23 protein-coding genes are annotated in these 26,242 nt (G+C 67.7%); 8 read left to right on the forward strand and 15 right to left on the reverse strand.

Features of this window, described 5'->3' with window-relative positions; genetic code table 11:
* Positions 1 to 17: 17 nt before the first annotated feature.
* From AAFU51_07315 to AAFU51_07345, 7 genes are all read right to left on the reverse strand, one after another.
* Positions 18 to 182, reverse strand: coding sequence for a hypothetical protein (locus AAFU51_07315; GenBank protein ID MEO1571062.1), 165 nt, complete (start codon positions 180 to 182; stop codon positions 18 to 20).
* A 267-nt stretch (positions 183 to 449) separates the two neighbouring features.
* Positions 450 to 3,728, reverse strand: coding sequence for an efflux RND transporter permease subunit (locus AAFU51_07320; protein ID MEO1571063.1), 3,279 nt, complete (start codon positions 3,726 to 3,728; stop codon positions 450 to 452).
* A gap of 227 nt (positions 3,729 to 3,955) precedes the next feature.
* The gene (locus AAFU51_07325; protein MEO1571064.1) at positions 3,956 to 5,134 is read right to left on the reverse strand and encodes an efflux RND transporter periplasmic adaptor subunit; all 1,179 of its coding nucleotides are present in this window, start codon (positions 5,132 to 5,134) and stop codon (positions 3,956 to 3,958) included.
* 244 nt (positions 5,135 to 5,378) lie between these two features.
* Positions 5,379 to 6,845 carry a TolC family protein gene (locus AAFU51_07330; GenBank protein MEO1571065.1) on the reverse strand — a complete coding sequence of 489 codons (1,467 nt, stop codon included), beginning with the start codon at positions 6,843 to 6,845 and terminating at the stop codon, positions 5,379 to 5,381.
* Positions 6,846 to 6,900: 55 nt separating this feature from the next.
* Positions 6,901 to 7,650, reverse strand: coding sequence for a hypothetical protein (locus AAFU51_07335; GenBank protein MEO1571066.1), 750 nt, complete (start codon positions 7,648 to 7,650; stop codon positions 6,901 to 6,903).
* 99 nt (positions 7,651 to 7,749) lie between these two features.
* On the reverse strand, positions 7,750 to 8,220 hold the full coding sequence (locus AAFU51_07340; GenBank protein ID MEO1571067.1) for a hypothetical protein: 471 nt from the start codon (positions 8,218 to 8,220) through the stop codon (positions 7,750 to 7,752).
* 227 nt (positions 8,221 to 8,447) lie between these two features.
* Positions 8,448 to 9,593: a helix-turn-helix domain-containing protein gene (locus AAFU51_07345; protein MEO1571068.1), complete on the reverse strand. Its 1,146-nt coding sequence runs from the start codon at positions 9,591 to 9,593 to the stop codon at positions 8,448 to 8,450.
* A gap of 185 nt (positions 9,594 to 9,778) precedes the next feature.
* Between AAFU51_07345 and AAFU51_07350 the strand changes: the two genes are divergently transcribed.
* Entirely contained in the window at positions 9,779 to 11,290 is a 1,512-nt protein-coding gene (locus AAFU51_07350) for a cryptochrome/photolyase family protein (protein ID MEO1571069.1), read from the forward strand.
* Here the strand turns inward: AAFU51_07350 and AAFU51_07355 are convergent.
* The 7 genes from AAFU51_07355 to AAFU51_07385 all read right to left on the reverse strand — a co-directional run bounded on the left by AAFU51_07355 (position 11,287) and on the right by AAFU51_07385 (position 19,055).
* A complete protein-coding gene (locus AAFU51_07355; GenBank protein ID MEO1571070.1) occupies positions 11,287 to 12,129 on the reverse strand; it encodes an ADP-ribosylglycohydrolase family protein in 843 nt (280 codons plus the stop codon). The two genes, AAFU51_07350 and AAFU51_07355, sit on opposite strands and share 4 nt — an antisense overlap.
* A 3-nt stretch (positions 12,130 to 12,132) precedes the next feature.
* Entirely contained in the window at positions 12,133 to 13,986 is a 1,854-nt protein-coding gene (locus AAFU51_07360) for an ABC transporter ATP-binding protein (protein ID MEO1571071.1), read from the reverse strand.
* A 94-nt stretch (positions 13,987 to 14,080) separates the two neighbouring features.
* On the reverse strand, positions 14,081 to 15,007 hold the full coding sequence (gene rnz / locus AAFU51_07365; protein ID MEO1571072.1) for a ribonuclease Z: 927 nt from the start codon (positions 15,005 to 15,007) through the stop codon (positions 14,081 to 14,083).
* A 293-nt stretch (positions 15,008 to 15,300) separates the two neighbouring features.
* A complete protein-coding gene (locus AAFU51_07370; protein MEO1571073.1) occupies positions 15,301 to 16,074 on the reverse strand; it encodes an HD domain-containing protein in 774 nt (257 codons plus the stop codon).
* A 4-nt stretch (positions 16,075 to 16,078) separates the two neighbouring features.
* A complete protein-coding gene (locus tag AAFU51_07375) occupies positions 16,079 to 16,528 on the reverse strand; it encodes a hypothetical protein (protein MEO1571074.1) in 450 nt (149 codons plus the stop codon).
* A 3-nt stretch (positions 16,529 to 16,531) separates the two neighbouring features.
* Positions 16,532 to 17,104, reverse strand: coding sequence for a hypothetical protein (locus AAFU51_07380; protein ID MEO1571075.1), 573 nt, complete (start codon positions 17,102 to 17,104; stop codon positions 16,532 to 16,534).
* Between the two features lie 292 nt (positions 17,105 to 17,396).
* Positions 17,397 to 19,055, reverse strand: a complete 1,659-nt coding sequence (locus tag AAFU51_07385) for an iron ABC transporter permease (GenBank protein MEO1571076.1) — start codon at positions 19,053 to 19,055, stop codon at positions 17,397 to 17,399.
* A 218-nt stretch (positions 19,056 to 19,273) separates the two neighbouring features.
* Between AAFU51_07385 and AAFU51_07390 the strand changes: the two genes are divergently transcribed.
* From AAFU51_07390 to AAFU51_07420, 7 genes are all read left to right on the forward strand, one after another.
* Entirely contained in the window at positions 19,274 to 19,660 is a 387-nt protein-coding gene (locus AAFU51_07390) for a hypothetical protein (GenBank protein MEO1571077.1), read from the forward strand.
* Positions 19,661 to 19,756: 96 nt separating this feature from the next.
* On the forward strand, positions 19,757 to 21,154 hold the full coding sequence (locus AAFU51_07395) for an ATP-binding protein (protein ID MEO1571078.1): 1,398 nt from the start codon (positions 19,757 to 19,759) through the stop codon (positions 21,152 to 21,154).
* Positions 21,155 to 21,209: 55 nt separating this feature from the next.
* Complete coding sequence (locus AAFU51_07400; GenBank protein ID MEO1571079.1) at positions 21,210 to 21,815, forward strand: CAP domain-containing protein; 606 nt, start codon at positions 21,210 to 21,212, stop codon at positions 21,813 to 21,815.
* A gap of 69 nt (positions 21,816 to 21,884) precedes the next feature.
* Positions 21,885 to 22,805, forward strand: a complete 921-nt coding sequence (locus AAFU51_07405) for an aminotransferase class IV (protein ID MEO1571080.1) — start codon at positions 21,885 to 21,887, stop codon at positions 22,803 to 22,805.
* Between the two features lie 161 nt (positions 22,806 to 22,966).
* Complete coding sequence (locus tag AAFU51_07410; protein ID MEO1571081.1) at positions 22,967 to 23,362, forward strand: RidA family protein; 396 nt, start codon at positions 22,967 to 22,969, stop codon at positions 23,360 to 23,362.
* Between the two features lie 89 nt (positions 23,363 to 23,451).
* Positions 23,452 to 24,024: a YdeI/OmpD-associated family protein gene (locus AAFU51_07415; protein ID MEO1571082.1), complete on the forward strand. Its 573-nt coding sequence runs from the start codon at positions 23,452 to 23,454 to the stop codon at positions 24,022 to 24,024.
* A 166-nt stretch (positions 24,025 to 24,190) separates the two neighbouring features.
* A complete protein-coding gene (locus AAFU51_07420; GenBank protein MEO1571083.1) occupies positions 24,191 to 25,198 on the forward strand; it encodes an NAD(P)-dependent alcohol dehydrogenase in 1,008 nt (335 codons plus the stop codon).
* Positions 25,199 to 25,216: 18 nt separating this feature from the next.
* Here the strand turns inward: AAFU51_07420 and pyrF are convergent, their stop codons facing one another.
* Complete coding sequence (gene pyrF, locus AAFU51_07425) at positions 25,217 to 26,020, reverse strand: orotidine-5'-phosphate decarboxylase (protein ID MEO1571084.1); 804 nt, start codon at positions 26,018 to 26,020, stop codon at positions 25,217 to 25,219.
* Positions 26,021 to 26,242: the final 222 nt, after the last annotated feature.

The raw sequence follows: 26,242 nt of genomic DNA on the forward strand, positions 1-26,242 counted from the left end.
CGGCTGGCGCGATGACGCTAGCGAGCGGGTAGGACCTCGGACGTGGTCTGTTCGACGGGAGGAACTGCTTCGTCCGGACCCACGACCTGCAGGAGTTCGTCGACGCGGCCGAGGCCACGGGTGGCGGCGTAGCCGAGTACAAGCAGCGCAGCAGCAGCGATGAGGAGGACAGTCAGCAGCATGGTAGCCAAAGGCCGAAGGAGGTAGAGTGCCGCGGTCCAGAAGTGCAGGTGGACAATGTGCTAGGCGGCACGGGATGTGTTTCAGTGCTACTACGATGCCGTGATGGCATCCGATGCATCGGTGCGGCACTGGAAGCCTTTCCTGCATGGAGAACGCACATCGAAGCGCTTTCGAGTCGTCTTTGATGCCGTTAAATGTCGAGGTGCAGTCGGTCGAAACCGCAGGCGACTGGTACGTGAGTACCCAAATCCAGCAAGGCAGCCTGGCTATACTGTGCGCATCGACGGGGTATCGGGGGGAGCCTCGCCTCGTTGCAGCCGGGTCGCGTCCTGCAGCGAGTCGTCCCCGTCGTAGGCATGCGGGGATGCGTCGTGCCCTCGGCCCTTGTGGCCGAAGCGCTTGCGCTCGAAGTGCCTGCGCCCGAAGTAGACGAGGACATCGTCCTGCCACTGGGCGAGCGCGGGGACGAGCAGGAGGATGACGAACGTGGCGAACAGAATGCCGAAGCTGAGGCTGACGGCCATCGGGATCAGGAACTGCGCCTGCACGCTGCGCTCCAGTAGGAGCGGGAGCATGCCGAGGAACGTCGTCACGGTGGTGAGCATGATCGGGCGGAACCGCAGCTTGGCCCCGGACACGATGGCCTCGCTTATCGGGAGGCCCTTGCGCCGCTGCTCGTTGACGAAGTCGACCAGGACGAGCGAGTCGTTCACGATCACGCCGCTCAGGCCGATCAGCCCGGCGACGCTCAGCATGCCGAGGTGCAGCCCAAACAGCAGGTGCCCCACGAGCGCGCCGATCAGCCCGAACGGGATCGCGGCCATGACGATGAGCGGCTGCACGTAGGACCCGAACGGGATCGCGAGCAGCACATAGATCACGAAGAGCGCGAGCGGGAACGTCACCGCGAGCGCCTCCAGCGTCTCGGCCTGCTCCCGCTGCTCGCCCTCCACGTCGATGGTCAGGCCAGGGTACGTGTCTAAGAGCTTGGGGAGGGCCTCGGCCTGCACCTGCGCGGTGACGGCGTTGCCTGAGGAGATCGCCGGGTCGAGGTTGGCGGTGACGGCGATGACGCGGCGCCCGTCGCGGCGGGTGATGGTCGTCGGCGCGGTGCTCATCGTGACCGTGGCGACGTCGTAGAGCGGGACGGCGGCGCCCTGCGGCGTGCGGATGCGGTAGGCGCTGAGGTCGCCGAGGGCATCGCGTTCGTCCTCGGGGAGGCGCACGTAGACGCGCACGTCGTCGCGGCCGCGCTGGATGCGGACGGCCTCCTCGCCGAAGTACGCCGCCCGGACCTGCCGCGCGAGGTCTTCCAGCGTCAGGCCCAGCGTGCGCGCCTGCGGGAGCAGGTCGAGCTGGAGTTCCTGCTTGCCCGCCTCCTCGTCGTCGGCCACGTCGAAGACGCCCGCGTAGGTGAGGAGGTCGGCCTTGAGCGCGTCGGTGGCGGCGCGCACCACGGCGGGGTCATCGGCCGAGAGCTCAAACTCCACCGGCCCGCCGAACGTCACGGCGCTGGAGGCGAACGTTAGCGCGGTGGCTGCGGCGACCTCGCCCACCTCGGTGCGCCACGCCTGCTCGAACACCGCGGCTGAGAGATCGCGCTCTTCGGCCCCGGCCAGCTCGATGTTGACCTCAGCGACATGCGACTGACTAATGCCCGCCGTGCTCACGTCGCCTTGCTGCGAGGGCTGATGGCCGACGATGACGTGGACGTTCTGGATCAGCGGCGCGTGGTCGGCGTCGAGGTCCTGCTGCAACGCCTCGGCGGCGGCGCGGCCCGCTGCTTCGAGGCGCAGCGCGACGGCCTCGGTCTGTGTGAGCGGCGTCCCCGGCCGCAGCTCGACCTGCGCGCGGACGTTGTTGCCCTCGATCTCGGGGAAGAACGTGAACGGGATATAGCCGCCGACTACGAACCCGATGCTGATGGTGAGCAACGCCACCGCCGTGGCGATCACGAGGCCATAGCGCCGCACGCTAAAGCGCACGCTGCGGTCGAGCGGCCCCTCCACGAACCAGTTCAGCCCGCGCGAAAACGCGTAGCGCGCCGCGTCGATGCCGCGCGTGAGCGGGTTACTCGCCGGGCGCCCCTCGTGGGCGAGGTGGTTGGGCAGGATGAACAGCACCTCGACGAGCGAGAGCGCCAGCACTGCGATCACAATCGTTGGCAGGACGACGAGCATCTTGCCGAGGGTGCCCGGGATGAAGAGCAGCGGCATGAACGCCGCCATCGTCGTGAGCACGGCGAAGGTGACCGGCCCGGCCACGCGAGACGCGCCCCGGATGGACGCCGTCAGCGGCGACGCCCCCCGCTCGCGCTCCGCGACGATGTTCTCGCCCACCACGATCGCGTCGTCCACGACGATCCCGACGGCCAGGATGAAGCCGAAGAGCGAGATCATGCTCACGGACACGTCGAGCCAGATCATCACGGCGAAGGTGCCCATGAACGAGAGGAAGATCCCGAACGAGGTCCAGAACGCGAGGCGCGGGTTGAGGAAGAGCATCAGCGCGAGCACGACCAGCAGGAGGCCCTGGAGGCCGTTCTTGAGCAGCAGGTCGAGGCGGCTCCGCAGCACTTCGGACTCGTCCTGCCAGACGCCTGCCGAAACGCCGGGCGGGAGGACCGCCTGAATGTCCTCGGCGAGGTAGGCGTTCACCCGCTCCGCGATGTCGAGCGTGCGCTCGTCGCCCGTGCGCTGGACCTGGACGAACACGGCGGGCTCGTCGTTGAAGCGCGTCACGAGGCTCGCCCCCTGGAAGCCGTCCCGCACCGCGGCGACGTCGCCGAGCCGGATCTGGGTGCCGTCGGACCGGCTAAGGAGCACGATGTCCTCGAAGTCGGCCTGCGTGTAGTTCTGGCCCTTGGTGCGGATGAGGATCTCCTCGTCGGCGGTCTCCACGCTGCCGCCGGGTAGGTCGAGGCTGGCCCGCCGCACCGTCGAGGCGATGTCGAGCAGCGTCAGCCCGTAGGCGCGCAGCGTTGCCTCGCTGACCTCGATGGACATTTCGTAGGGCCGTGTGGCGATGACGCTCACCGAGGAGATCTCCTCCGTCGCGGTGAGGTCGTCCTTGACGGCCTCGGCGAGTTCTTTGAGCGTCCGCTCGGGCACGTCGCCATAGAGCGCGATCTGCATCACGTTGCCCGGCGAAGCGGGTTCGAAGACGATGGGCTTCTCGGCGTCGGCAGGCAGCGTGGTGAGGCCGTCCACTTCGGTCTGGATCTCGTCGAGCGCCCGCGCCACGTCGGCCCCGCGCGCCAACTCGACCGTCACCGTGCCGACGCCCTCAGCCGCCACCGACGTGATGCGTCGGATGCCCTCGATGCCCTCAACCTGCTCCTCAACGCGGCGGACGATGGCTTCTTCGATCTCGGCGGGCGTCGCCCCGGTGTAGGGCACGCGCACCTGCACCGCATCGAGGGTGATCTCCGGAAACGTTTCCTGCTTGATGCTCCCGACGCTGACGAAGCCGACGGCGAGGATGGTGAGCATCAGGAGGTTGGCGGCCACGCGGTGGCGAGCCATCCAGGCAATGGCGCGGGACATGGGGATTCGGTGTTGCGGTGTTGGGTTGAGAGGGGGGGTGTGGGGAGTAGGGAGGGTGGGCAGTGCTCGTGTGTGCTGATCTGCTGCACGTGGTGATCCACGTCACAAACAGAGCATGTCCGCGATGCTCAAGGGCGGGTCTGGCTCAGAAGTCCGACACCCCACACCCAACCCTCCACTCCCCACCGAGAATCGCAAGGGCATCCGACGCCCAGGTGCTCGATGCGTTACGATCCTGCGGTGCGCACGGGGAGGCCTTCGGTGACGACGGCGAGGTCGCTCACGATGAGCGCGGCGCGGTCGGGCAGCGCGGGCGCGGTCACGACGACGCGGTCCTCCACGTCCTGCACCACCGTCACGGGATGCATCGCCAGCAGGCCGTCCTCGACGATCCAGACCTGCGCTCCGGTGTCGCTGTCGCGGACAGCCACGCGCGGCACTTCGAAGTAACGGTCGAGTGCGCGGCCTGGCAGGGCGACCTGCGCGAAGGTGCCGACGAGCAGGGGCGCACGTTTCTCCGTCGCAGCGTACGGGCGCGGCACCCGGACGATCACCTGGATCTGCCGCGTGGCGGCGTCCATCGCGCCGTCGACGCGGTGCACGTAGCCCTCCCAGGCGGCCCCGTCGGTGTCGCGTGTGACGGTGGCGGGCATGCGTGCACGGCCGCGCGTCCACAGCCCGTCGATCAGGTCGGCCTCGCGGCTGCTCAGCGGCACGGCGATCTCGACCTCGGCGGTGGCATACACCGACGCGACGGCTTGCCCCGGCGCGACGTACTGGCCGAGGTCAACGGCTTTGGTGCGGACGCGGCCGCTGAACGGAGCCCTGACCCGCGTCCGTTCGAGGCGGGTGCGCGCGTCCTCCAACTGCGCGTCGGCGCTACGGAGCGCAGCCTCGGCGGTGCGCAGCTGTGGCTCACGGTAGACCAGGCGGCCTAGCTCAGTAGAGTCGGGCGCTTCAGCCTCGCCGGTATGCGAGCGGAGCCGGTCCCACTCGTCTCGCGCCAGGGCGACCTCCTGCTGCGCCTGTAGCACCTCGACCTGGCGCTGCGTCACCTGCGCCTCGGCGATCTCGACCGCGTTCTCATAGTCCGCCGGGTCGATGGTCGCGAGCACGTCGCCTGCACGAAACGCACCGCCTGTCACGAGCGAGGGCGCCACGGCCACGATGCGACCCGACACCTCGGCGGCGAGGTTGATCTCGCGCGTCGGCTCGACAGTCCCGGTGCCGTAGACCGGCAGGGCGCCCGATTGCGCTTCGAGCGGGCGCGTCTGGACGAGCGGAGCCTGCACGGGGCGCGCCTCGCGCGGCGGCTCGGGGCGCAGCGCCACGAGCATGACGGTGGCGACGATGCCCGCGACCAGGATTCCGAGGACGGACAGGATAGATTTCAGGTGGGCACGCATGGCAGGAGGCGTTGGGGCCGGTATGTGTGGCGTAGTAGGTGGGTGAGGTCGGATGGGAAGTCCGGGCATCGGGCAGCGCCGTTCCAATCCGGCACCGCTCTTCCCTTCTTGTCATGCTGAACTTGATTACTGGCATGAACCTGCGGTTTCAGCATCTCAGCAGAGCGCCGCAGCACATCAGTCGTCAGAGATCCTGAAACGAGTTCAGGATGACACCTGAGGGAAGGTGGAAATGGACCTGGGATCAGGCGTCGGGTTGGTCAGGATCCTCGATCCACGCCCCGCCGAGGGCGCGGTGGACGGCGAGCCGGGCGTCGGCGAGGGCGCGCTCAGCCCCGGCGAGCGAGGTCTGCACGCGGAGCAGGTTGCGGCGGGCGTCGAGGTAGGCGAGGTAGTCGCCCACGCCGCTGCGGTAGCGGGCCTCCTGCGCCTGCAGCGAGGCCTCGGCGGTGGCGCGTTCTTCCAGCAGCATCGCGTAGCGCGCCTGCTGCTTCTCGTAGCCCACGAGCGTCACGCCGACCTCGCTGAAGGCCGTGCGTAGCGTCTTCTCATAGCTTGCCGCCAACTGCTCGTATTGTGCCTTCGTCACTTCGACGTTGGCGCGCAGCGCGCCGCCCTGAAAAATGGGCGCGAAGAGCGAGGTGGTAAGGTTGGTGAAGTACTGGCTTGTGTTCAGAAGCGCAGTCAGTTCACCGCTCTGCAGCCCGCCCGTCGCCGTCATCGAGATTGACGGGAAGAGGCTCGCCTTGGCGGCGCCGATGCTCTGCCGCGCCGCTTCGAGGCGATGCGTGGCCGCCGCCAGGTCAGGGCGTGCTTGCAGGAGGTCGGAGGGCAGCCCGGCGGGGATCGGCGTGATCACGAAGTCAGGCGAACGCTCCGCGTCCAGTAGCGCCGCCACCTCGTCGGGATAGAGGCCGAGCACCACGCTCAGCCGCCCGTGCGCGTCGGCGATGCTGGCTTCGAGCAGCGGTACGTTGGTGCGCGTGCTCTCGAACTCCTGGCGCAGGCTATACAGCTCGAACGACGTGACGAGGCCCCGGTCGTAACGCTCGTCGGTAAGGTCAATGCGCTCCTGAAGCAGGCGCACGCTCTCCTCGGTCAGCCGAAGTTGCGTCTCCAGGTCGAGCAGTTCGAAGTAGATTGCGATCGTCTCCGCGAGGACGCCGATCTGGACCGAGCGAAGGTCTTCCGCGGTGGCGAAGAACTCGCTCTCCGCCGCGTTCGACTGGCTCCGGATGCGGCCCCACAGATCGCGCTCGTACGAGATCGAGCCGTAGAGCGAGTACGTGTCGTTTTCGAGCCGCTCCGGCACACCAGGCAGGTCCGATGTGAAGCCAGTGTTCGCGGGCGTGTTCGACCGGTTGGCGTCGAAGCCGATGCCGATGCTGGGACGCTCCGGCGCCCGGGCGATGCGGTACTGGTTCTGCACCTCCACGAGACGAGCGGCGGCGGCGCGGAGGTCGAGGTTGCGCGTCAGCGTCGTGTCGACGAGGCGGTCGAGCACGGGGTCGTTGTAGGCCGACCACCAGCGCGGCATCGGCCGCAGCGTGTCCGGCTGCGCGGCCTCGCCGAGGTCAAACTGAGCGGGCAATTCGACTTCGGCCTGCGTCTGCTGAAGCTCCGGTGCGAAGGAGCAGGCCCCCAGCATCGCCGCCAGGGCGAGCGCCAGCAGCGCAGCGCAGAGGGGGTAGAGAAACGGAACGCGGTCCATGGTCGACGGGACGTATCGGTGAGGGAAGCGGGTAGAGCGATCAGGACGCGAGCGATCAGGGTGCGAGGTCATCAGGCATGTCGTGCAGGGCGGCGGTGTCCAGGCCGGCGGTGTCCAGGCCGAGCGGGACGGCGCCCGTCAGCGGTCCCTGAAACGAATCCTGGTTGTCCATGCGGAGCGCGCTCACGCGGCCCAGCAGCTCAATCCGCAGCGGCTCGCTCAGGCGATGCGAGGTGAGCGTCCAGCCCGTCGGCAGGGTCGGTGTATACGCTTTCCTCAGCAGGGTCCGCGACACCTCGATGAAGCGCTCGCCCGTCGGACTAGCCAGGATGCGCACGGTGCGGCCCGCGTCGAAGTGCAGCACGTGGTACTTCTCCAGGGAGACACGTCGGACGAGGCCGTCGTCGTCGGCAGGCTCGCGCAGGTCGATCAACTCGACGACCTGAACGAAGCGCCGGTCGAAGGCCGCCATGTGGCTGTAGGTGCCGCGTTCGCAGCCGGGCGACTGGAGAAACTCAGCCCGGTCCGCCAGCCCGACGCGCGGGTCGTTCTTGCGCCAGAGCAGCCACGTGGCCGGGAACGAAAACGCCTCGAAGGCCTCGGGCGTCCAGTCACGCGTCGCCCATACGTCGCGCCCGGCTAGATTGAGCACCTCGTAGCCAGACCCTTCTTCCCCCAAGACCGGGGCGTCTGCGGCGCAGTGCTCCTGCTCTCCGTAGGAGCGGAACGCTAGCACGGTCATCATGGAGACAGCGATGCCAACCAGGGCCGCGAAGACGACGAGGGAGCGAGCGAACGTGTTCATGGTAGGCGCTGAGGCCGTGGTCGGAGCACCGAAGCGTCGTCCGGGGTGGCGGGTCTCCGGCGAGTAGCCGGGTGCCCCGACCGGGATGGGGCGCGGCGTTTAGTTCCGGAAGCGGGCACGCATCTCGGCCTGGCGCTCCTCTTCGATTTCCTTCCAAGCGTCGAGTTGGTCGTCGGTGAGGTGGTCCCTCAACTGTGATTCCGTGCGGTCTCGAACGTCCTCAATGTCCCCGCGCATCTTGCGCAGGGCGCGCATGCTCGGGCGGCCGTTCGCGCTGGGGTTTTGCGGGTCGATGCCATACTCCTGCAGCACGGCAAGCCGCTCCAGCATGTCCGCCTCCAAGATGGGAGCGACAGCGTAGCGCTGCTCCTCGTTGAGATCGAGGCGGAACAGCGTGTCGTCAACCTGGCGGCTGATGCGCTCGCGCGCCTCCGCGTTTGGAGCAGCTGGTTGCGCGAACACAGGAGCAGCAAGCAGCAGCGAGAGCGCGGCGAGGAGGCCCAGGCTGAGAGGGCTAGCGCCGGTGAGCGGGGGCGAGGCGGGCAGGGTGCGTGCGAAGGTTCGGGTCATGGTCGAATACGGTTTTCTGTTCATCGTGGGCCCGGTCGCCGACATGCGTCCGGGGTGCTCGCCGACCAGGCGATCTCGTGCGAGAGCGAGCCTGGTGCGGCGACGGGAGCCAAGATGGCCAGCTCGCTACGCCGAGCTGTCCAGAGAGCTATGGGTGGATGTCCAGATTCCTGTTTCCGGACAGCAGGACGCGAAAAACGCCCAGAGTCGCCGATGTTGGCGACGGCTTAGCTGCTCGCCTGCGTGCGCCGAAACGCGCCGGGCGTCGTCCCCGTCGCCTTCTTGAAGGCGGTGTAGAAGGCGGAGCGCGAGTTGAAGCCGGCCTCGCCCGCGATCCCGTCGATCGTCAGGTGCGCCCAGGCGGTGTCTACCAGCATCGTCTTGGCCGCCTCCACCCGGTGGCCGTTGACGAAGTCCATGAAGTGCTGGTCGAGCTTCTCGTTGATGACCTGCGAGACGTACCGCTGGGGGACCTCGATCTGGTCGGCGACCTCACGGAGCGTGAGGTCCGTTCGGAGGTAGGGCCGGTCCGTGTCGAAGTGCTGGAGGAGCGTCTCCAGGTAGGTCGCCTTCTGCGTCTCCGTGAGCGGCGAGGCACCGTACTTCTCCGGGCGCGTGTCTTCGTCGGTGAGACGGAGCGCGGGAGGAATGCTGTGGAACACGGTGGGGCGCACCAGCGCGATCAGCGTAAGGGTGCTCATGAAGGTGGTCAGGGCGCTCGCGCCCAAGAACTGGTAGGGCGCGCGCAGCCTGAACACGCTCAGCAAGGCCATCAGCACCACCATCAGGCCCGTGAACCACTTAAGCCACCGCACCCGCTGGGTGACGTCGAACGAGGCCACGTGCGTCACGTGCGCCTCAAAGCGACGGATCCAGACAAACGCGCCAAGGACATAGCTGACCGTCACGATCAGCCCGAGCGGCACTCCGGGGATCATGCTGCGATAGAGATTGCGCTCAGTGTAGTGGGTCACGTAGTCGGCCCGGAGGTCGGCACCGACGAAGAGCAGCGGTACGAGTAGCGACAGGTGAACGAGCGCAGGGAGGCCGTGCAGCAAGCGCGCGGGCGTATAGAGGTAGCGCGCGTCGACGGAAGTGCGGGTGTAGAAGTAGACCAGCGGGCCAAGCAGGAGCGGGAGAACGCCCGACAGATGCAGCATGAGATAGGGTACGTCCTCCGGCGGGGCAGTGGGGAGGCCCGGCCCCTGGCCGAAGCCGCGGATGAGCGCGAGCATCAGCAGCACCAGCATGAAAAGGATGCCCGCGAGGAGACGACTAGCTGTCCGGTTCTCGGCGGGCCGGAGCACGCTTGCCAGGCTGAGCATCGCCCCTTGCGCCGCACCGATAAGCAGGATGCCCTGAGGAAAGCTCAAACTCGGTTCCATCCAGCGAGGTCGCGTCGGGTTGGGGCATGCGGATCCGCGGCCCAAGCTAGGCGGCGAAGCGCTGAAGGACAACCTAGCGCGGTCGACAACGGCCGCAGCGTTGGCCAGGGATCAGCGACGATGCGGCTCTGGTACAGCGAGGGCACTTCCCCGCCGCCCACGTCTTAACCTTCATGTCCCTCGCCGCGCTCGTTTTCCCGAACCAGCTCTTCGCCGACCACCCCGCGCTCGACCCCGACCTCGACCAACCCGACGAGGTCGTGCTCGTCGAAGACGACCTCCTCTTCCGCGACGAGCAGTACCCCGCGCGTTACCACAAGCTGCGCCTCGTCCTCCATCGCGCCACGATGCGACGCACCGCCGACCGGCTGGAGCGCGACGGCCACACCGTCCGCTACGTCGCCTGGGCGGACCGCACCTCGACGGCCGACCTCCTCGCCCAACTCGCTGAGGATGGCGTCACGGCGGTGCGCTACTGCGAGCCCGTCGACTTCACGCTCGAAAAGCGCCTCGACCAGGCTGCCCGCGATGCGGGGATCGAGCGCGAGGTGCTGGAGACGCCGCTCTTCCTCAACACGCGCGCCGAGAACGCGGACTTCTTCGACGGCCGGAAGCGCTACTTCATGGCCGACTTCTACAAGCACCAGCGCCGCCGCTTCGGCCTCCTCATCGACGAGCACGGTGAGCCATCGGGTGGCCAGTGGAGCTTCGACCACGACAACCGGAAGAAGCTCACGAAGAAAGCCATCGCCGAGGTGCCGCCCGTCCCGACCGTCGAGCCGGACGACTACACCGAGGAAGCCGTGCGCTATGTCGAGGAACACTTCCCGGACCACCTCGGCGAGAGCGGGCCGCTGCCGTACCCGACCACGCACGAGGCCGCCGCGCACTGGCTCGATGTCTTCGTTGAAGAGCGGCTGGATCGCTTCGGGCCGTTCGAGGACGCCATCGAGCCGGGGCAGTCGCACTTCTACCACGCCGTGCTCACGCCGATGCTCAACATCGGCCTCGTCACCCCGAAGCAGGTCCTTGACGCCGTGATGGCCCGCGCCGGTGACACGCCCGCCTACGCGCCCATTGCCTCGCTCGAAGGGTTCGTCCGCCAGGTGATCGGCTGGCGCGAGTTCATGCGCGCCACCTACGACCTCGAAGGCGTCCCGATGCGCACCGGCAACATGTGGGACTTCGAGCGCGACATGCCCGACGCGTGGTACGACGGCACGACCGGCCTCGTCCCCGTAGACGACGTGATCCGGCGCGTGCTCAAGACGGGCTATGCCAACCACATCGAGCGGCTGATGGTGCTCGGCGGCGCGCTCTTTCTCTCGCGCATCCACCCGCGCGCGGTCTACCGCTGGTTCATGGAACTCTTCGTCGATGCCTACGACTGGGTGATGGTGCCCAACACGTATGGCATGAGCCAGCACGCCGCCGGGCCGCTCATCACCACGAAGCCCTACATGAGCGGCTCGAACTACCTCCGCAAGATGAGCCACTACCCGCGCGGCGACTGGGAAGCGGAGTGGGATGGCCTCTACTGGACGTTCATGCGCGACTACCGCGAGGAGGTCGAGGGCTATCACCGCATGTCGATGCTCACCGGCCATCTCGACCGCATGGGTGACGAGAAGCTGCAGGCCCACGAAGACGCCGCCCAGCGCTACTTCGATCGCGTGTTTGGCTAGCGGGGCATCATCGCCACTAGCTGCGCGTCGAGGCGCTGGAGGTAGGTGCGGCCGTACGAGCTGTCTTCCAAACCGGCCACCAGCACGTCAGGCAGGTCCTTCTCGAACTCCGGCGAGCAGGAGGCAGCCCCAAGCGCAATGGTGGCGACGGTGTCTACGTCGCCCAGGAGCGCGATGCAGCGCTTGAGCAGGCCACTGAGCGTGGTCGACTGCGTGATCGCGGTCACCGCCGCGTGCGCGCTCATCATCCCCTCTGCGCCGACCTTGCCACGCCAGGGCGTCGTCCACGGCCCATCGACGTGTGTAGCGATGAAGGCGGGCAGGCCGGCCTTCGGTCCGAGGTCGTAGAGGAAGTAGTGCGCCATCAGGCTCGTCGCTACGCTGGCCGCGATACCGCCGGGCGTGTCGTGCGTGATCGCGGCCTGGAGGCGGCTGCGCTCGATGACCGTGGGAACGTCCGGGTAGACGCCGATGGGAACGGCACGCATCGCGGCACCGCTCTTGTCGCTTTCCGGTCGAATCCGGTCCAGGAACTCCGTCCCGTCGTGCACCTCTTCGAGAAAGGCGCGGAAGCCCCGGGCATAGCCCTCACGCGGGTCGCGCTTGTAGACCTCCACAAAGCGCCGGGCCAGATTCTCAGGCGTCCACGGCTCGCCCGAGACGATGGCCTCGGCGATGGCGAGCGTCATCTGCGTGTCGTCGGTGTAGCAGCCTGGTGCCGTGCCGTGGCGCGGGTGCTGGATGTAGCCGCTGAGGTCGTTGTGCTCGCGGGTGATCCGCTTCGAGACGTACTCAAAGCCCGCGCCGTAGGCATCTCCGATAGCGAGTTCAACGAGCATCGCTCAGGCGGCCTGCCGCTCCTGGTCGGCGTACTGGAGGTCGTAGAGCGTGCGGTAGAGGCCGTCCTGGGCGAGGAGAGCTTGATGATCGCCGCGCTCGCGGACGACGCCCTTGTGCAAGACGAGGATCTCGTCGGCGTCCTGGATAGTGGAGAGGCGGTGCGCCACCACGAGACTCGTGCGGCCGTCCATGAGCACGCCGAGCGCCTGCTGCACCATCTCCTCGGTTTCGGTGTCCACGCTACTCGTGGCCTCGTCGAGGACGAGGATCGCGGGGTCATAGACGAGCGCGCGGATGAACGAGAGCAACTGCCGCTGCCCGTGCGAGAGCGTCTGACCGCGCTCGCGGACATCGTGCGCGTAGCCATCCGGCAGGCGCTCGATGAACGTGTCAGCCCCTACGAGCGCAGCGGCACGGCGCGCGTCGTCCAGACTCTTCGAAGGGTCGCCAAGCGTGATGTTCTCTTCGATGGAGCCCGAGAAGAGGAACACGTCCTGCAAGACCAGCCCGATGCGGTGGCGGAGGTCGGCGAGGCGGAGCGTCTGGATCGGGATGCCATCGACCAAGATGTCCCCGCGCTGTGGTTCATAAAAGCGCAGGAGCAAGTTGATAATGGTCGACTTGCCGGAGCCCGTCGCGCCGACGAGCGCCACAACCTCGCCGGGCTCGGCGGTGAACGACACGTCGCGGAGCACCCAGTTAGGCTCATCGGAGTCGGGGAGGTTCGTGTAGGCAAACCACACGCCCCGGAACTCGATGCGCCCAGCGCCCTCGCCCAGCGACGCGGGCTGCTCCGGCTCACGGATGGCGGTGTCCGTGTCGAGGAGGTCGAACACGCGCTCCGAGGCGGCCATCGCGCTCTGGAGCATGTTGTACTGGTCCGAGAGGTTGCGGATGGGCTCGAAGAACTGCCGCACGTACTGGATGAACGCGATCAGCACGCCGACGGTGACGGCCTCGCGCATGGCCTCGGTGCCGCCGTACCAGATCACGAGCCCGAGCGCCGTCGAGGCGATGAGGTCTACGACGGGCCAGAAGACCGCGAAGTAGAGGACCGTCTTGACGTGGGCGTTGCGGTGGTCGTCGTTGATGGCGGTGAAGCGCCGCTGCTCCTCAGTCTCGCGGCCGAAGATCTGGACGACCTTCATGCCGGTGACGTGCTCTTGGAGGAAGCTGTTGAGCCGCCCGACCTGCTTGCGCGTCTCGCGGTAGGCCACGCGCACCTTCGCGCGGAAGGTCATCGTCGCCCAGAGCATGATGGGCATCATCGTGAGCGCGATGAGGGCCAACTCCCAGTTGAGCGCGAACATGAAGCTCGCGATGAAGACGAGCCGGAAGAGGTCGCCGAGCATCGTCACGACGCCAGCGGAGAGGAGCGTGGCGAGTGCCTCGATGTCGTTGGTCGTCCGCGTGATGAGCCGCCCGAGCGGCGTCGTGTCGAAGAAGCCGAGGCGCTGCTGCTGGACGTGCCGGAAGACGGTCGTGCGGAGGTCGTAGAGCGCGTGCTGGCCGATCCACTGGGTGAGGTAGCCCATGCCGAAGCGGAGCAGGCCCTCGCCGACGAGCACGGCCGCGAGGATGAGCACGATCGTCCGCAGCCCGTCGATGTCGCCCACTACGATGTGGTCGTCGATGGCGACCTGGACGAGCTTGGGCATCAGCGGCCCGAGGAACGCCACCGCGAACGTGCCGAGGAGCGCGAGCGCGACCCATCCTTTGTAGGGCAGCAGGAACGTCAGGATGCGCTTGAAGAGGCGACCGTCGAGCGCGTTGCCGTCGTCGTTCTTGGCAGGGGTTTGCTTCGCTAGGTCGTTGGACTGCTGAGCGTCGGCGTCGGAGCCGTTGGATTGAGCCACGAGGGGATGAGTTGCGAGTGACAAGTGACAAGCGCCAAGAGTGCAGCGGAGGCGGTCCTCCTGCTACTTGATACCTGACACTTGCTACTGCGTCCTACGCCGGCGGCGTGAGCACGTAGGTTCTCAACTCCTCCGCCGCCGCTGTGTTCGGAAAGACGGCGCGGGCTTCGTCCACGAGCGGCTGGAGGTCGGCGTAGCGGGCCGAGAAATGGGTCAGCAAGAGGTGCTGCGCCCCGGCCTGCTTCGCGATCGTTGCGGCCTGCCGGGCGGTCGAGTGGCCTACTTCCTCGGCGCGTTGCGCCTCGTCCTCGGTGAAGGTCGCCTCATGGATGAGCAAGTCGACGCCCTCGGCCAGCCGGCGGCCAGCCGTGCACGGCATCGTGTCCAAGACATAGGCAAACGACACGCCCGGCCGGTCGGGGCCGACGATGTCCTCCGGCTGCACCGTGCGCCCGCCGATGGTGACGGGCTTGCCGTTCTTCACCGCTTCGAAGTGCCAGTTCTCGGCGAACCCGAGCGCCTGCGCCTTCTCGCCGTCCACCTTGCCTGGACGCACCTTTTCCTGGAATCGGTACCCCGCCGCGAAGACCCGGTGCTCGAGAGGCCGCGCCTCGACGTAGTAGGCCGGCGCGTCGAAGACGACAGCGTGGCCGAAGCCGGGGGCCAGGCCGACGTGGCGGAGGGGGTAGGGCAGCTGGTGTGCCTGGAGGCCGGGGATCACGTCGAGGATGTCAGGCAAGCCTTCCGGAGCAACAATCGTGAGGGCATCCTCGCGACCCAGCAGCGCCATCGTAGTGAGAAGGCCGAAGAGCCCGTAGAGGTGATCGCCGTGGAAGTGCGTCAGGAAGAGCGCGTCGAGGCGCGAGCGCTTGAGCCCCGCTCTGAGCAACTGAAACTGGGTGCCCTCGCCGCAGTCGAAGAGTAGCATCTCGCCCTCGCGGCGAAGCGCGGTCGCCGAGAGGTTCCGGTCGCGCGTGGGGATGGCCGATGCGGTGCCGAGCGGGATGACCTCGGTGGAAATGGGCACAGGGCGAGACCCGGACGGTGGGAAGTGGGGCAGAGGACCGTGCGGACGGGGCCGCGACAGCCGCCTCGTTGGATGTCGCCTGCGTGCGCGGGGTTTCGAGGCACGTCGCAGGCGCTGTCCTGAAATTCTCAATACGGCCTGCGCTTGGCTCCCAATGACGTATACCGCGTTGCGCTCCATTGCCAATGCTTCGGCATCGCCAATGCTTCGGCATCGCCTGCTTCGCGCGCCCTGCGCGCCCCATCTGGCGCTCAAGCTCGGCTGCGCAGCGCATCTCCCAACAGAGCCTAGTGCTCGAAGGGGGACTTCCGGACCTGGCGGGCGAACCCGCCGAGGCACAGAAGCGCCGTGCGCGACCCTGGCCGCGAGCAACACTGTCGCTTGAGTGCTGGAACGAGGCCGTCCTTCAGCCCTGGTGATCCTGCGCGCGGGTGTCGGGCGAGGACGGCGTGGCGGGTGGCACGGTCGAGGTCGTTGTAGCGAATCCCGGCGGCGTCGAAGGCGGTGCCCTCGTGCAGGAGGTGCGCCTCGGGACCCCGGCCGACCTCAACGATGACGTTCAGGTGTAGCGTGATGGCCTCGGCGAGCCGGTCGCGGCGCTCGGCGTCCCAGCGTTGCAACGTGGCTAGATCGCGGGCGGCGTAGGCCCCCTCGACGGCGAAGCAGTGGACGGCGTCATAGGTCCCCTCATGCTGCTTCGTCAGGCCGAGGTCGTGCAGGAGACAGGCCACGTAGAGCAGCTCGGCATCGTGGGCAATGCCGTCCCGCTCGGCGAGGAGCGACGCCCAGAGGTACGAGCGGGCGCAGTGAGCCGCGAGCCAGGGCGGAGAGACGGCCGCTACGTGTGCCTCCGTGGCGCGCGCGAGCGCCGAGTCAGGGACGCGGACTGCGCTGAGGTCGACGTGAGCCCCTGCATTCCCCAGTCCGAGGCAGCGTCGTAGACCTCCGGAAAGCTGGCCGGCGTAAAATCCCGCAGCTTGGCGTACCAGCTGCAGCCGGTCGCTGGGGCGGAGTCGCCCGCCTGTCTCGCGCGCCCAGTCCAGGGTTCCGACGTAGGCCATCGCGCTACCGAGCGTTGGGTACAGACGGCACCGTGCCGTCGCGCAACTCGTAGCTCTCCACGACGCGGGCGAGGTCGCGCGGGCCAAGGCCGTCGACGCGCTTGAGTTCGTAGCCGGGGCGTGCCCGGACCTCTTGGAAGACGTCCTCGCGGCGCGCGAACGCCTCGTCGTTGATGTACTCTGTCATGAGCATCACGTCCCAGCCGCGTGTCGAGTCGGGGGAGAGCGTGAGAACGCGGAACGACCGCGCGAGGCCCTCGGCGACGAACGCCTCGCGCATGGGCACCCAGTTGAGCGCGTTGAAGCGGAGATAGCGCTCCTGCTCGCCGGACAGCGTCTCCACGAGGTCGACGGCCCACACCGAGGCCTTGCGCTCCTCCAGCGTCACGAGCCGGACGACCGAGCAGCCAGCGAGGCCAGCGGCCAGGATGAGCAACAGCAGCGCGCGTCGCACGGCCTAGGCGTTGGCTACGGTCGCGTCGTCGGCCGGGGCGTCCTCGTCGCTGTGGTCATCGCCCTCGTGGGGCTCGTCCGCGTGATCGTCGCCGTGCGCGTCATCGCCGTAGTCATCGCCATGTGATTCGTCGCCGTAGCCATGGTCGTCGTAGGCCTTCGGGGCTTCGAGGGCGTGCTCGCTGAGCTTCGTGCCCGAGGCATAGGCCCACACGTGGTCCACCGGGCTGCCGTTGGTCGCGATGGCTTCCAAGTCGTCGGTGCTTATGCTGTAGGCGGTGGCCAGCTTCGGCACCTCCACGCCGTCGATGCGCTCGGTGTGCAGCACGACGTCGCCGTCGGCCAGCGCCCACGTCCCGGCCTCGACGACCGGCACAAACGACTGGCCGTTGTAGACCGTGCGCGTCATATAGTCGCCGTTGTCGTAGAGGCGCAGCGTGATCTGTTTGTCGCCGCCGATGTTCGATGACGTGTTGAAGACGCCCTCGTAGGCGATTTCGGGGCCGTGGTAGTGCCCGTAGCAGCCGGACAGCGCGAGCGACACGGTGAACAAGAGAACCAGCAGAATGCGAGGCATTGCAGGGGGGGCTTGGCTATCAGGTGGGACAGACAAGTGGGGCAGAGAGCAGTGGCGCGCGACTGATCCCGCAGGCGCGCCAGTCCACTCGTCCGAAGACGCCGCAACCTACGCATGCGACGGGTTCACGCCTCAACTCGCCCGCGATTTCAAACAGACTTCCGGGGGAGAACAAGGGATAGGGGATAGTGAACAGGGGCGGCAGGAGGTGAAGCACGATAGGGTCTTGACGATCGAGGCCAATGGACGCACCTTTTCGACCTTCGACCTTCGACCTTCGACCTTCGAGCCCTCAGCCTGCTACCGCCCGTCCGCTCACCACGCGCGTCACGGCGGAGGCGACCACGACGAGGCCGATGAGGAGCACGCTGTAGGCTGCCGCCGCGCCCAGGTCGTAGAGGCGAAGCTGGGCAAAGATCTCGACGGAGATCGGGCGGTTGCCGAACACATAGAGCAGGATCGACGCGACGAACTCGCCGAGGGCCGTCACGAAGGTGAGCAAGGTGCCTGCGGCCACGCTTGGCAGGATAACCGGCCACACGACACGGCGGAACGTCGTCCATGCGTTCGCGCCGAGGTCGGCCGAGGCTTCGGTGAGGCGGTCGTCGTAGGCGTCGAGGGCGGCCTGCGTGGACTGCACGACCAAGGGCAGGTGCCGCACGAAGTAGGCGATCGGCAGCAGCCAAAAGGTACCGAGCAGGATATGCCCGAAGCCTAGGGCACTCGGCTCGTCGAACGCCACGATCAGCCCGAGCGCGATCACGGTGCCGGGCACGGCGAAGGGGAGCAGCGCGAGCGCCCGCAGCAGCCCGCGCCCTACCACCTGCGTCTTGGCGATCACGAGCGCCGCGGCCACGCCTACGACCACGTTGGCCGCCGTCGCCAGCGTCGCCATCCAGATCGAGTTCTGGATTGGCGCGGCCACGTCGGGGTCAGCGAAGACGGCGCGCCAGTTGTCGAGGGTGTACTCGGGCGGGAGCACCTGCGTCGTCCACGCGCCTTCCTGCACGAACGAGAGGAGGACGACCATCGCTACGGGCAGCAGCACGAACAGTAGCAGCGCCGCTACGCCCACGCTCGCAAGGGCGCGGCCCCAGCCGCTACGGATCGGCGTGCCGCCGCGTCCGGCGCCTTTACCCGCGACGCCGCCGAGCGGGCCCCGCTTCGGGCCGAGTTCGAGGCCGACCAAGAAGAGCAGGCACAGGCTCGTCAGGACGACGCTTGCCGTGGCCGAGAGCGCGAGGTTACCGTTGATCTTCTGCTGGTAGATGTAGACGGTCAGGAACGGCTCGTCCTCGGCAAACAGGAGCGGCGCGGTGAAGCTCGCCATCGCCACCATGAAGACGAGCAGCGCAGCGCCGACGAGCGCGGGGCGCAGGAGCGGCAGCACCACACGGCGGAGCGTCGTCCAGCCTGAAGCGCCGAGGTCCGCCGAAGCATCGAGCAAGCTCCGGTCGAGGCGTGCGAGCGCAGCGGCGGCGAAGAGGTAGAAGTAGACGTAGAACGCGTAGACGTGGACGAGCCACACGGCCGCCAGGCCTTCGAAGCGAAAGGGAACCGCGTCGAGGCCGAGCAGCGCTTGGAGCGCGCGGGGCAGGACGCCGCTCTCGCTGTAGAGGAACAGGAACGCCAGCACGCCCACAAGCGGCGGCAGCGCCAGCGGGAGCACCGCCACGCCCTGCAGGACGCCCTTCAGCGGGAGGTCGTAGCGGAAGAAGGCGTAGGCGAGTGCGGTGCCGAGCACACCCGCGCCCACGACCGTGGCCAGCGCGATGCCGACCGAGTTGGTGAGCGCGCGCACTCCGGCCGCGTCCCAGCCGCTGAAGAAGGCCCGCAGCCCCTCGCCCCGCAGCCCGAGGCCGAAGGTGGCTAGGTTGGGCCAGAGCACATAGCCCACCAGCACGACGGCCACGGCAGCGGCGAGGGCGTAGGCAGCACGACGAGATAGCACAGGCGGTGGACGGTGAGGCGGTGGACGGTGAGGCGAATTCGCTTGCCGGCGCTGCGACGGTTGGTTTGCTTCCACGCAACACGCAACACGCAACACGCAACACGCAACACGCAACACGCAACACGCAACACGCAACACGCCGCCAAGATCGCAACCGAAGCGTAAGCCAGGCGTAATTCACGACGTCAAATTGTATGCTCCCCACGCGCCGCCCTCTCATGCCGACTGCTACGCCCCAACCTCTACGGACCGAGTCGACGCCCAGCGGATCGGCTCCGACCGAGCGCACAGCGGCGCGGCCTCGGCAGAGGCGCGCTCCTCAGGTGCGGATCTACACCTACCCCGACTGCCCCGACACGAAGGGCGTCCTAGCCTTCCTCGACGCTCAGCAGGTGCCCTACGTCCTCGACGACCTCGAAGGGCTACCCGTGAACGACGACTGCGGCTTCGTCTCGCCGACCGTGGAGGTCGGCCGCGACACGCTCGTCCAGCCCGACTGCGGCGACCTCGAACGGCTCCTCCGCAGCCACGGCCTCATCACCGGCCGCCTCGCCATGCCTACCAACGGCGACGGTCTCGTCTGCTCGATGTCGAATGCGGCGTAGGATCTTTGCTAGAGCGTGACGCTGTGCCGAGTGTTGCGTATTTCGTGTTGCGTGTTTAGATCTAGACTCGCAACACGTAACACGAAATAGACCACCGTGGCGCTCCCGTTCAGCAAAGGCAGCCGGCTCCGGCGCAACCATCGGCTTCAGGTGGTTCTGCGCGTTGCTGGCATCGGCGCGACCGTGGCGGGGACGCTCTGGTTGTGGCGCGCCGACCTCTACCTCGCCGCCGCGCTTGCGGCCGGCGGGGTGCTGTGGGGCCTCGCGTCGCTCGTGCGCTACACTGAGAAGACGCCGCGCGACCTCACGCGCTTCCTCGAAGCCATCCGCTACGACGACTTCTCGCAGGGCTTCTCGTCGGCGGGGCGGGGCGGGCTGTTCGAGGATTTGAGCGCGGCGTTCAACGAGGTCACCGATGCCTTCCGGCGTATCCGTAGCGAGCGCGAAGAGCAGGCGCGGACGCTCCAGACCGTCATCCAGCACGTCGGCGTGGCGCTCATCGCCTTCCGGCCGGACACCGGCGAGGTCGTGCTCGTCAACAACGCGGCGAAGCGGCTGCTCGGCCTCGGGCGGTTCCGTTCGCTGCAAAAGCTCGACGCGACCGAGCCGACGCTGGCCCGGACGCTCCGGCGTCTCCAGTCAGGCAGCCGCACCCTCGTGACGCTCGAACGCGAGGACCAGCCGCTGCAACTCTTTGTCAACGCGACGCGCTTCCGACTCGTCGGGACGGTGCATACGCTCGTGACGCTGCAAGACATCCGACAGGAACTGGAGGCGAAGGAGATGGACGCCTGGCAGCAACTCACGCGCGTGCTCACCCACGAGATTGCCAACTCGGTTGCGCCGATCGCCTCGCTCGCCTCGACGGCCAGCGGCCTGCTCATCGAGGCACCGCCCTCCGGCGATGGCGGCGGGCCGCCGCGCGTCCACGCCCTCGACGCCGACGACGCCACCGACGTGCACGAGGCGCTGCGCACCATCGAGCGGCGTAGCAAGGGCCTCATGCACTTCGTGGATGCCTACCGCAGCCTCGCGAAGGTCCCCAAGCCGAAGCTCGAACTCGTCGCCGTGCGCGAACTCGCCGCGCCGATGCGCTACCTCCTCCGCGCCTCGCTCGACGCCCACGGCATTGCCTTCGACATCGACATCGAGCCGGACATGCTGGAGGTCGCCGCCGACCCCGAACTCATCGAGCAGGTGCTCATCAACCTGCTCCTCAACGCGATTCAGGCGTTGGAGGGCCAGCCCGACGGCCGCATCGTGCTGCGCGCCTTCGCCGGGCCGACGGGGCGCCCCGTGATCGAGATCGTGGACAACGGCCCCGGTATCCAGCCCGAGGCGCGCGACAAGATCTTCGTGCCGTTCTTCACCACCAAGCAGAGCGGGTCCGGCATCGGCCTCGCGCTCTCGCGGCAGATCTTGCGCCGCCATGGCGGCACCCTCACCGTGCGCTCTACGCCCGACGTTGAGACCGTTTTTGCATTGCGTTTCTGATCGACCGGAATTAGCGTCTGCTTTGACCTCCGTGTAACCCGCTTGCCCTGCTGTGATGTCTGCTCCTGCCCTGCTCAGCGTGCTCTTCGTTCTCCTCGCCGCAGGCGGCTGTGTGGCACCGCAGCCTGCGGCGGACACGGCAGGCACGGCCACGGAGGCGGTTTCGTCGGAGCCGCCCGCGTCGCTGACCATCGCCGCCATCGAGCGGGCGGTGTTTGCCGCAGCCAACGAGGCCCGGCAGCGGCAAGGCCTCGCAATGCTCGACCCGGACGCCGCCCTCGCTGAGATCGCCCGGAAGCACAGCGTGCGCATGGCGACCGTCGGCTTCTTCGCCCACCGCGACGACCTCGGCCAGCAGCCCGCCGACCGCGCCCGCAACGACGACTACGACTACCGGCGCTTCGGCGAGAACCTCTTCCGGGGATCGCTCTGGGACAGCCGCACGACGCGCCGCAGCGCGCTCGGCGAGGTGACCGTGACCTACGACTGGCACACCGCCGAGACGCTCGCCGACGAGGTAGTCGAGGGGTGGCTCACGAGCCCGTCGCACCGCGAAAACCTGCTCTCGCCCGACTATGCTCGCATGGGCATCGGCGTCGCCGCGGACGACGAGCGCGAGGTGTTCGTCACGCAAAACCTCAGCCTCCCGCGCGGTAGCTGAGGATGTGTGGCCGTCTGCAGGTGTGAACGTGTGGAAGTACGGCCGCATCGTACGTTCACACCGTCCTACGTGCACACGTTCACACCTGACCCGATGCTCCAGACCGCCGACCCTCGCAACGCCGACCTGATCGTCAACATCAACGGGCGGCTCGTCCACCGTGACGAGGCGGGCGTGAGCCCCTTCGACAGCGTCGTGCAGGGCGGCGATGGCGTCTGGGAGGGGCTGCGGCTCTACGACGGGCGCATCTTCCGGCTCACCGAGCACCTGCGCCGCCTCCGCGACTCGGCCAAGGCGCTCGCGTTCGCCGAGATCCCATCGCTCGATCATATCCGGCATGAGTTGAAGCGCACGCTGGAGGCCAACGGCATGACCGACGGCGTGCACATCCGCCTCACGCTTACGCGCGGCGTCAAGATCACGAGTGGCATGGACCCGCGCCTCAACCAGAGCGGCCCGACGCTGATCGTGCTGCCCGAGTGGAAAGCGCCGGTCTATCGCAAGTCTGGCCTCAGGCTCATCACCGCGTCCGTGCGCCGCTTTCCGCCCGACTGCCTCGACCCGAAGATCCACCACAACAACCTCCTGCAGAGCATCCTCGCCAAGATCGAGGCCAACGTGGCCGGAGCCGACAGCGCGCTCATGCTCGACCGCGAGGGCTTCATCGCCGAGTGCAACGGCACGCACGTCTTTTTGGTGACGGACGGTACCGTGCTCACGAGCCACACCGACGCCTGCCCCGAGGGCATCACGCGCCAGACGATCCTCGATTTGTGCGTGCGCCACGGCATCCCGCACGCCGTCCGCCGCCTTTCTACGACCGATGCCTACCGCGCCGACGAGGTGTTCTGCACCGGCACGATGGGCGAACTCGCCGGCGTCCTCGGCCTCGACGGGCGCGTGATCGGCGAGGGCACCGTCGGCCCGCTCACGCAGCGCCTCTCCGCGCTCTACGCCGAGGAGACACGCACGGCGGGGGAGGTGGTGTGAGCCTTCGTGCGTCCGGGTCGTGCTCTACTGGGCCAGTTTATATCACGGTGCCCTTGAAGGGATAGCGGTGACCGTAAGTTGTCACAGGCCCTTCCGATCATAGGTGCCTTGCGTTTACTCACCCCCGACGCCGCTCACGGTGTCGATTACCCAGACCCCTCATGTCCACCGATCGCCAAGTGACCCGCTTCGGGCCGTTCAAAGACTTCATCGCCAACGGCGTCAAACAAGGAGACACAATCTACATCTCGGGCCAAGTTGGCACCGACGGCGAAGGCAACCTCGTTGGCGAGGGCGACCTCGCGGCACAGACCCGGCAAGCCTACGCAAACGTCCAGGAGGTCCTCGCTCACTTCGGCGCGACGATGGACCACGTGGTCGACGAGACCTGGTACGTGACCGACATCGGCGCGACGATGGCCAACGTGGGCGAACTGTTTGGCATCCGTGCAGAGGCGTACGGCAAGAACCCCGAGGTGGCACAGACGATGATCCAAGTCGCCGGGCTGGTCATGCCGATGCTGTCCATCGAGATCAAGTGCGTGGCCCGCGTCTGATCGCCAGTGTATGAGGCGTATGTCTCGTCGGTGTGCGAGGCATACGGCCCTGCATGTACGAAGCAGAATCCCCTGTCTCCTCCTAAGCCATGTCCGATCTCGAACAGGTCAGCGTCGCGTCGGCAGCCGAGTGGCGGGTGTGGCTGGAGGCGAACCACGCGCAGGAGGCGTCGATCTGGCTCGTCACCTACAAGAAGGCGGTCCCTGGCAAGTACGTCTCGGCGTCCGAGGTGCTGGACGAGGCGCTGTGCTTCGGCTGGATGGACGGGCGCCGCAAGAAGCTCGACGCCCAACGGACGATGCAACTCCTATCGCCGCGCAAGACGCAGCACTGGGCTAAGAGTTACAAAGACCGGGTGGCGCGCCTGACCGCCGAAGGACGCATGCACGAGGCGGGGCTGCAGGTCGTCGCGGCAGCCAAAGCCAGCGGCATGTGGGACTTCATGAACGACGTGGACGCGCTCGTCGTCCCTGCTGACCTGGAAGCGGCCTTCGAGCGCAACCCGGTCGCATGGGGTCACTACGAGGCCTTCCCGGGCTCCGCCAAGCGCGATCTCCTGCGATGGATCAAGCTCGCCAAGCGGTCGCAGACGCGAGCCGCGCGAATCGAGAAGGCCGTCGCGCTCGCAGCTCAGAACAAGCGCGCTTCGGGGACGAGATAGGGCAGCACGGTGCGGCGACCTGGCCTGGTTGTGCCCTCGTCTTCAGATGAGGGCCCACACTGCGAGACGGCGTCCCCTCCGAGTTGCCGAGCTGTTGCACCCTCACGGGCATAGCACCGTAGAGCACCGCAGGCGTTGGCTTCTGTAGATCGGCCCCATCGCAACGATGCGCTCTTCTCCGACGGCTGCGATTCCCCCAACAATGCGGGCGGCGGTGGTTACGGCCTACGGGTCGCCTGAGGTCGTGCAAATCCAGCGTGTCGCAACGCCCACGCCGAAAAGCGACGAGGTGCTCATCCGCGTCCAGACCGCTACGGTCTCCTCGGGCGACTGGCGCGTGCGCAGTCTGACCGTGCCGCCGGGCTTCGGCCTCGTAATGCGGCTTCTCTTCGGCGTGCGTGGACCACGCCAACCCATCCTTGGCTCCGAACTCGCCGGCACCGTCGTGGCCGTAGGCGCCGACGTCACCCGCTTCCGCATCGGCGATGACGTGTTTGCCTACAGCGACGGGCGGCTGGGCGCGCACGCCGAGTTCGTTGCCGTCTCCGCCAATGGCCCCATCGCGCCGAAACCCGCTGCGCTCTCGTGGGAGGTAGCGGCGGCGCTCTCGTTCGGCAGCAACACGGCGCTGCACTTTTTCCGGAAGGGCAACCTCCAGACGGGCGAACGTGTCCTCGTCAACGGCGCCTCGGGCAGCGTCGGTACGGCCGCCGTGCAGTTCGCCAAGCACCTCGGCGCGCACGTGACGGGGGTCTGCAGTACGCGCAACGTAGACCTCGTCACGAGTTTGGGGGCGGACGCCGTGATCGACTACACCGAGCGGGACTTCGTTGAGGAAGACGCGCGCTATGATGTGGTGATGGACACCGCTGGGACGGCGCCGTTTGCCAGGAGCGAGCGCGTGCTCAACGAGGGCGGTCGACTGCTGCAGGTGCTGGGCGGCTTGCCCGATATGCTCCGCGCCCCGCTCGTGGCACTGCGCACCGACAAACGCATCGTCGCAGGCAACGCGCCGGGGAGCGCCGAGAACCAGCGCGAGCTCGCGGCACTCGCCGAGGCGGGCGTGCTCAAGCCGGTGGTCGACCGCGTCTACCCACTCGACGAGATCGTCGAAGCGCATCGCTACGTGGAGACCGGACGAAAGCGCGGCAACGTCGTCGTCGCGGTGAGCTAACCGTTACGGCCTGACGGCTCACACGGGCAGCATGGCGGCGAGTGCCTGCGCAGCCGTACACGCGGCCTCAGCGAAGTCGTCGCCCGACGAGGCGTAGAGTATGCCGCGGCTGCTGTTCACGAGCAGCGGCCCGCCCGCATTGGCGTCGAGGACAGCCTCGGCCGAGCCGCCCTGGGCACCGACGCCGGGGACTAGGAAGGGCACGTTGGGATGCGCCCAGCGGAGCGCGGTCAGGATCTCGGGCCGCGTCGCGCCCACCACGAAGCCAACCGAGCCGGGAGCGTCCGCCGCTGTCTCCACGGCGAGGTCCGCGACGTGTGCGTGGACGGGGCGGCTCTCGAAGACGATGTCCTGGAGGTCGGCCCCGCTCGGATTTGAGGTCGCCACGAGCACAAAGGCACAGCCGTGCGCCGCGTCCAGGAAGGGGCGGATAGCGTCGCGGCCCATGTAGGGCGTCACCGTAACAGCGTCCACGCCGAGCGTGTCGAAAAACGCGGCGGCATAGCGCTTGGCCGTGTTGCCGATGTCGCCGCGCTTGCCGTCGGCGATGGTCAGCCGATTCTCGGGGATCGCCTCCAGCGTGGCTTCGAGTGCGCGCCAGCCGTCGGTGCCGAGCGCCTCGTAGAACGCCAGGTTGGGCTTGTAGGCGCACGCGATGTCTGCCGTCGCTTCGACGATGGCGCGGTTGAAGCGGACGACGGCCTCGTGGGCCGGGAGGTCGGCGAGCGGAGCAGGCAGCCGCGCGGGGTCGGGGTCGAGGCCGACGCAGAGCGCGGCCCCGGTGGTCGCCTGCGCGGCGCGGAGCTTGTCGAAAAAGAGCACGGTGAGAGCACACAGTTCGTGGGTGTCATCCTGAGCGCAATCCGTACAGCGGATGAAGCCGAAGGATCTTTGTCTGTCTCGGCGCTGCGATCAGGGCTTGAAAGCCGGTTGACAGATCCCCTGCCTTCGCGAGGGCAGGCTCTTCGGACTCGCTACGCTCGCTTAGGACGACAAGGTGAAAGGCGGTAACGAAACGGGATCGCAGCCAACCTCGGCACCGCG

This window comes from Bacteroidota bacterium (assembly GCA_039821555.1).
Classification (GTDB): Bacteria; Bacteroidota; Rhodothermia; order Rhodothermales; family Rubricoccaceae; genus JBCBEX01.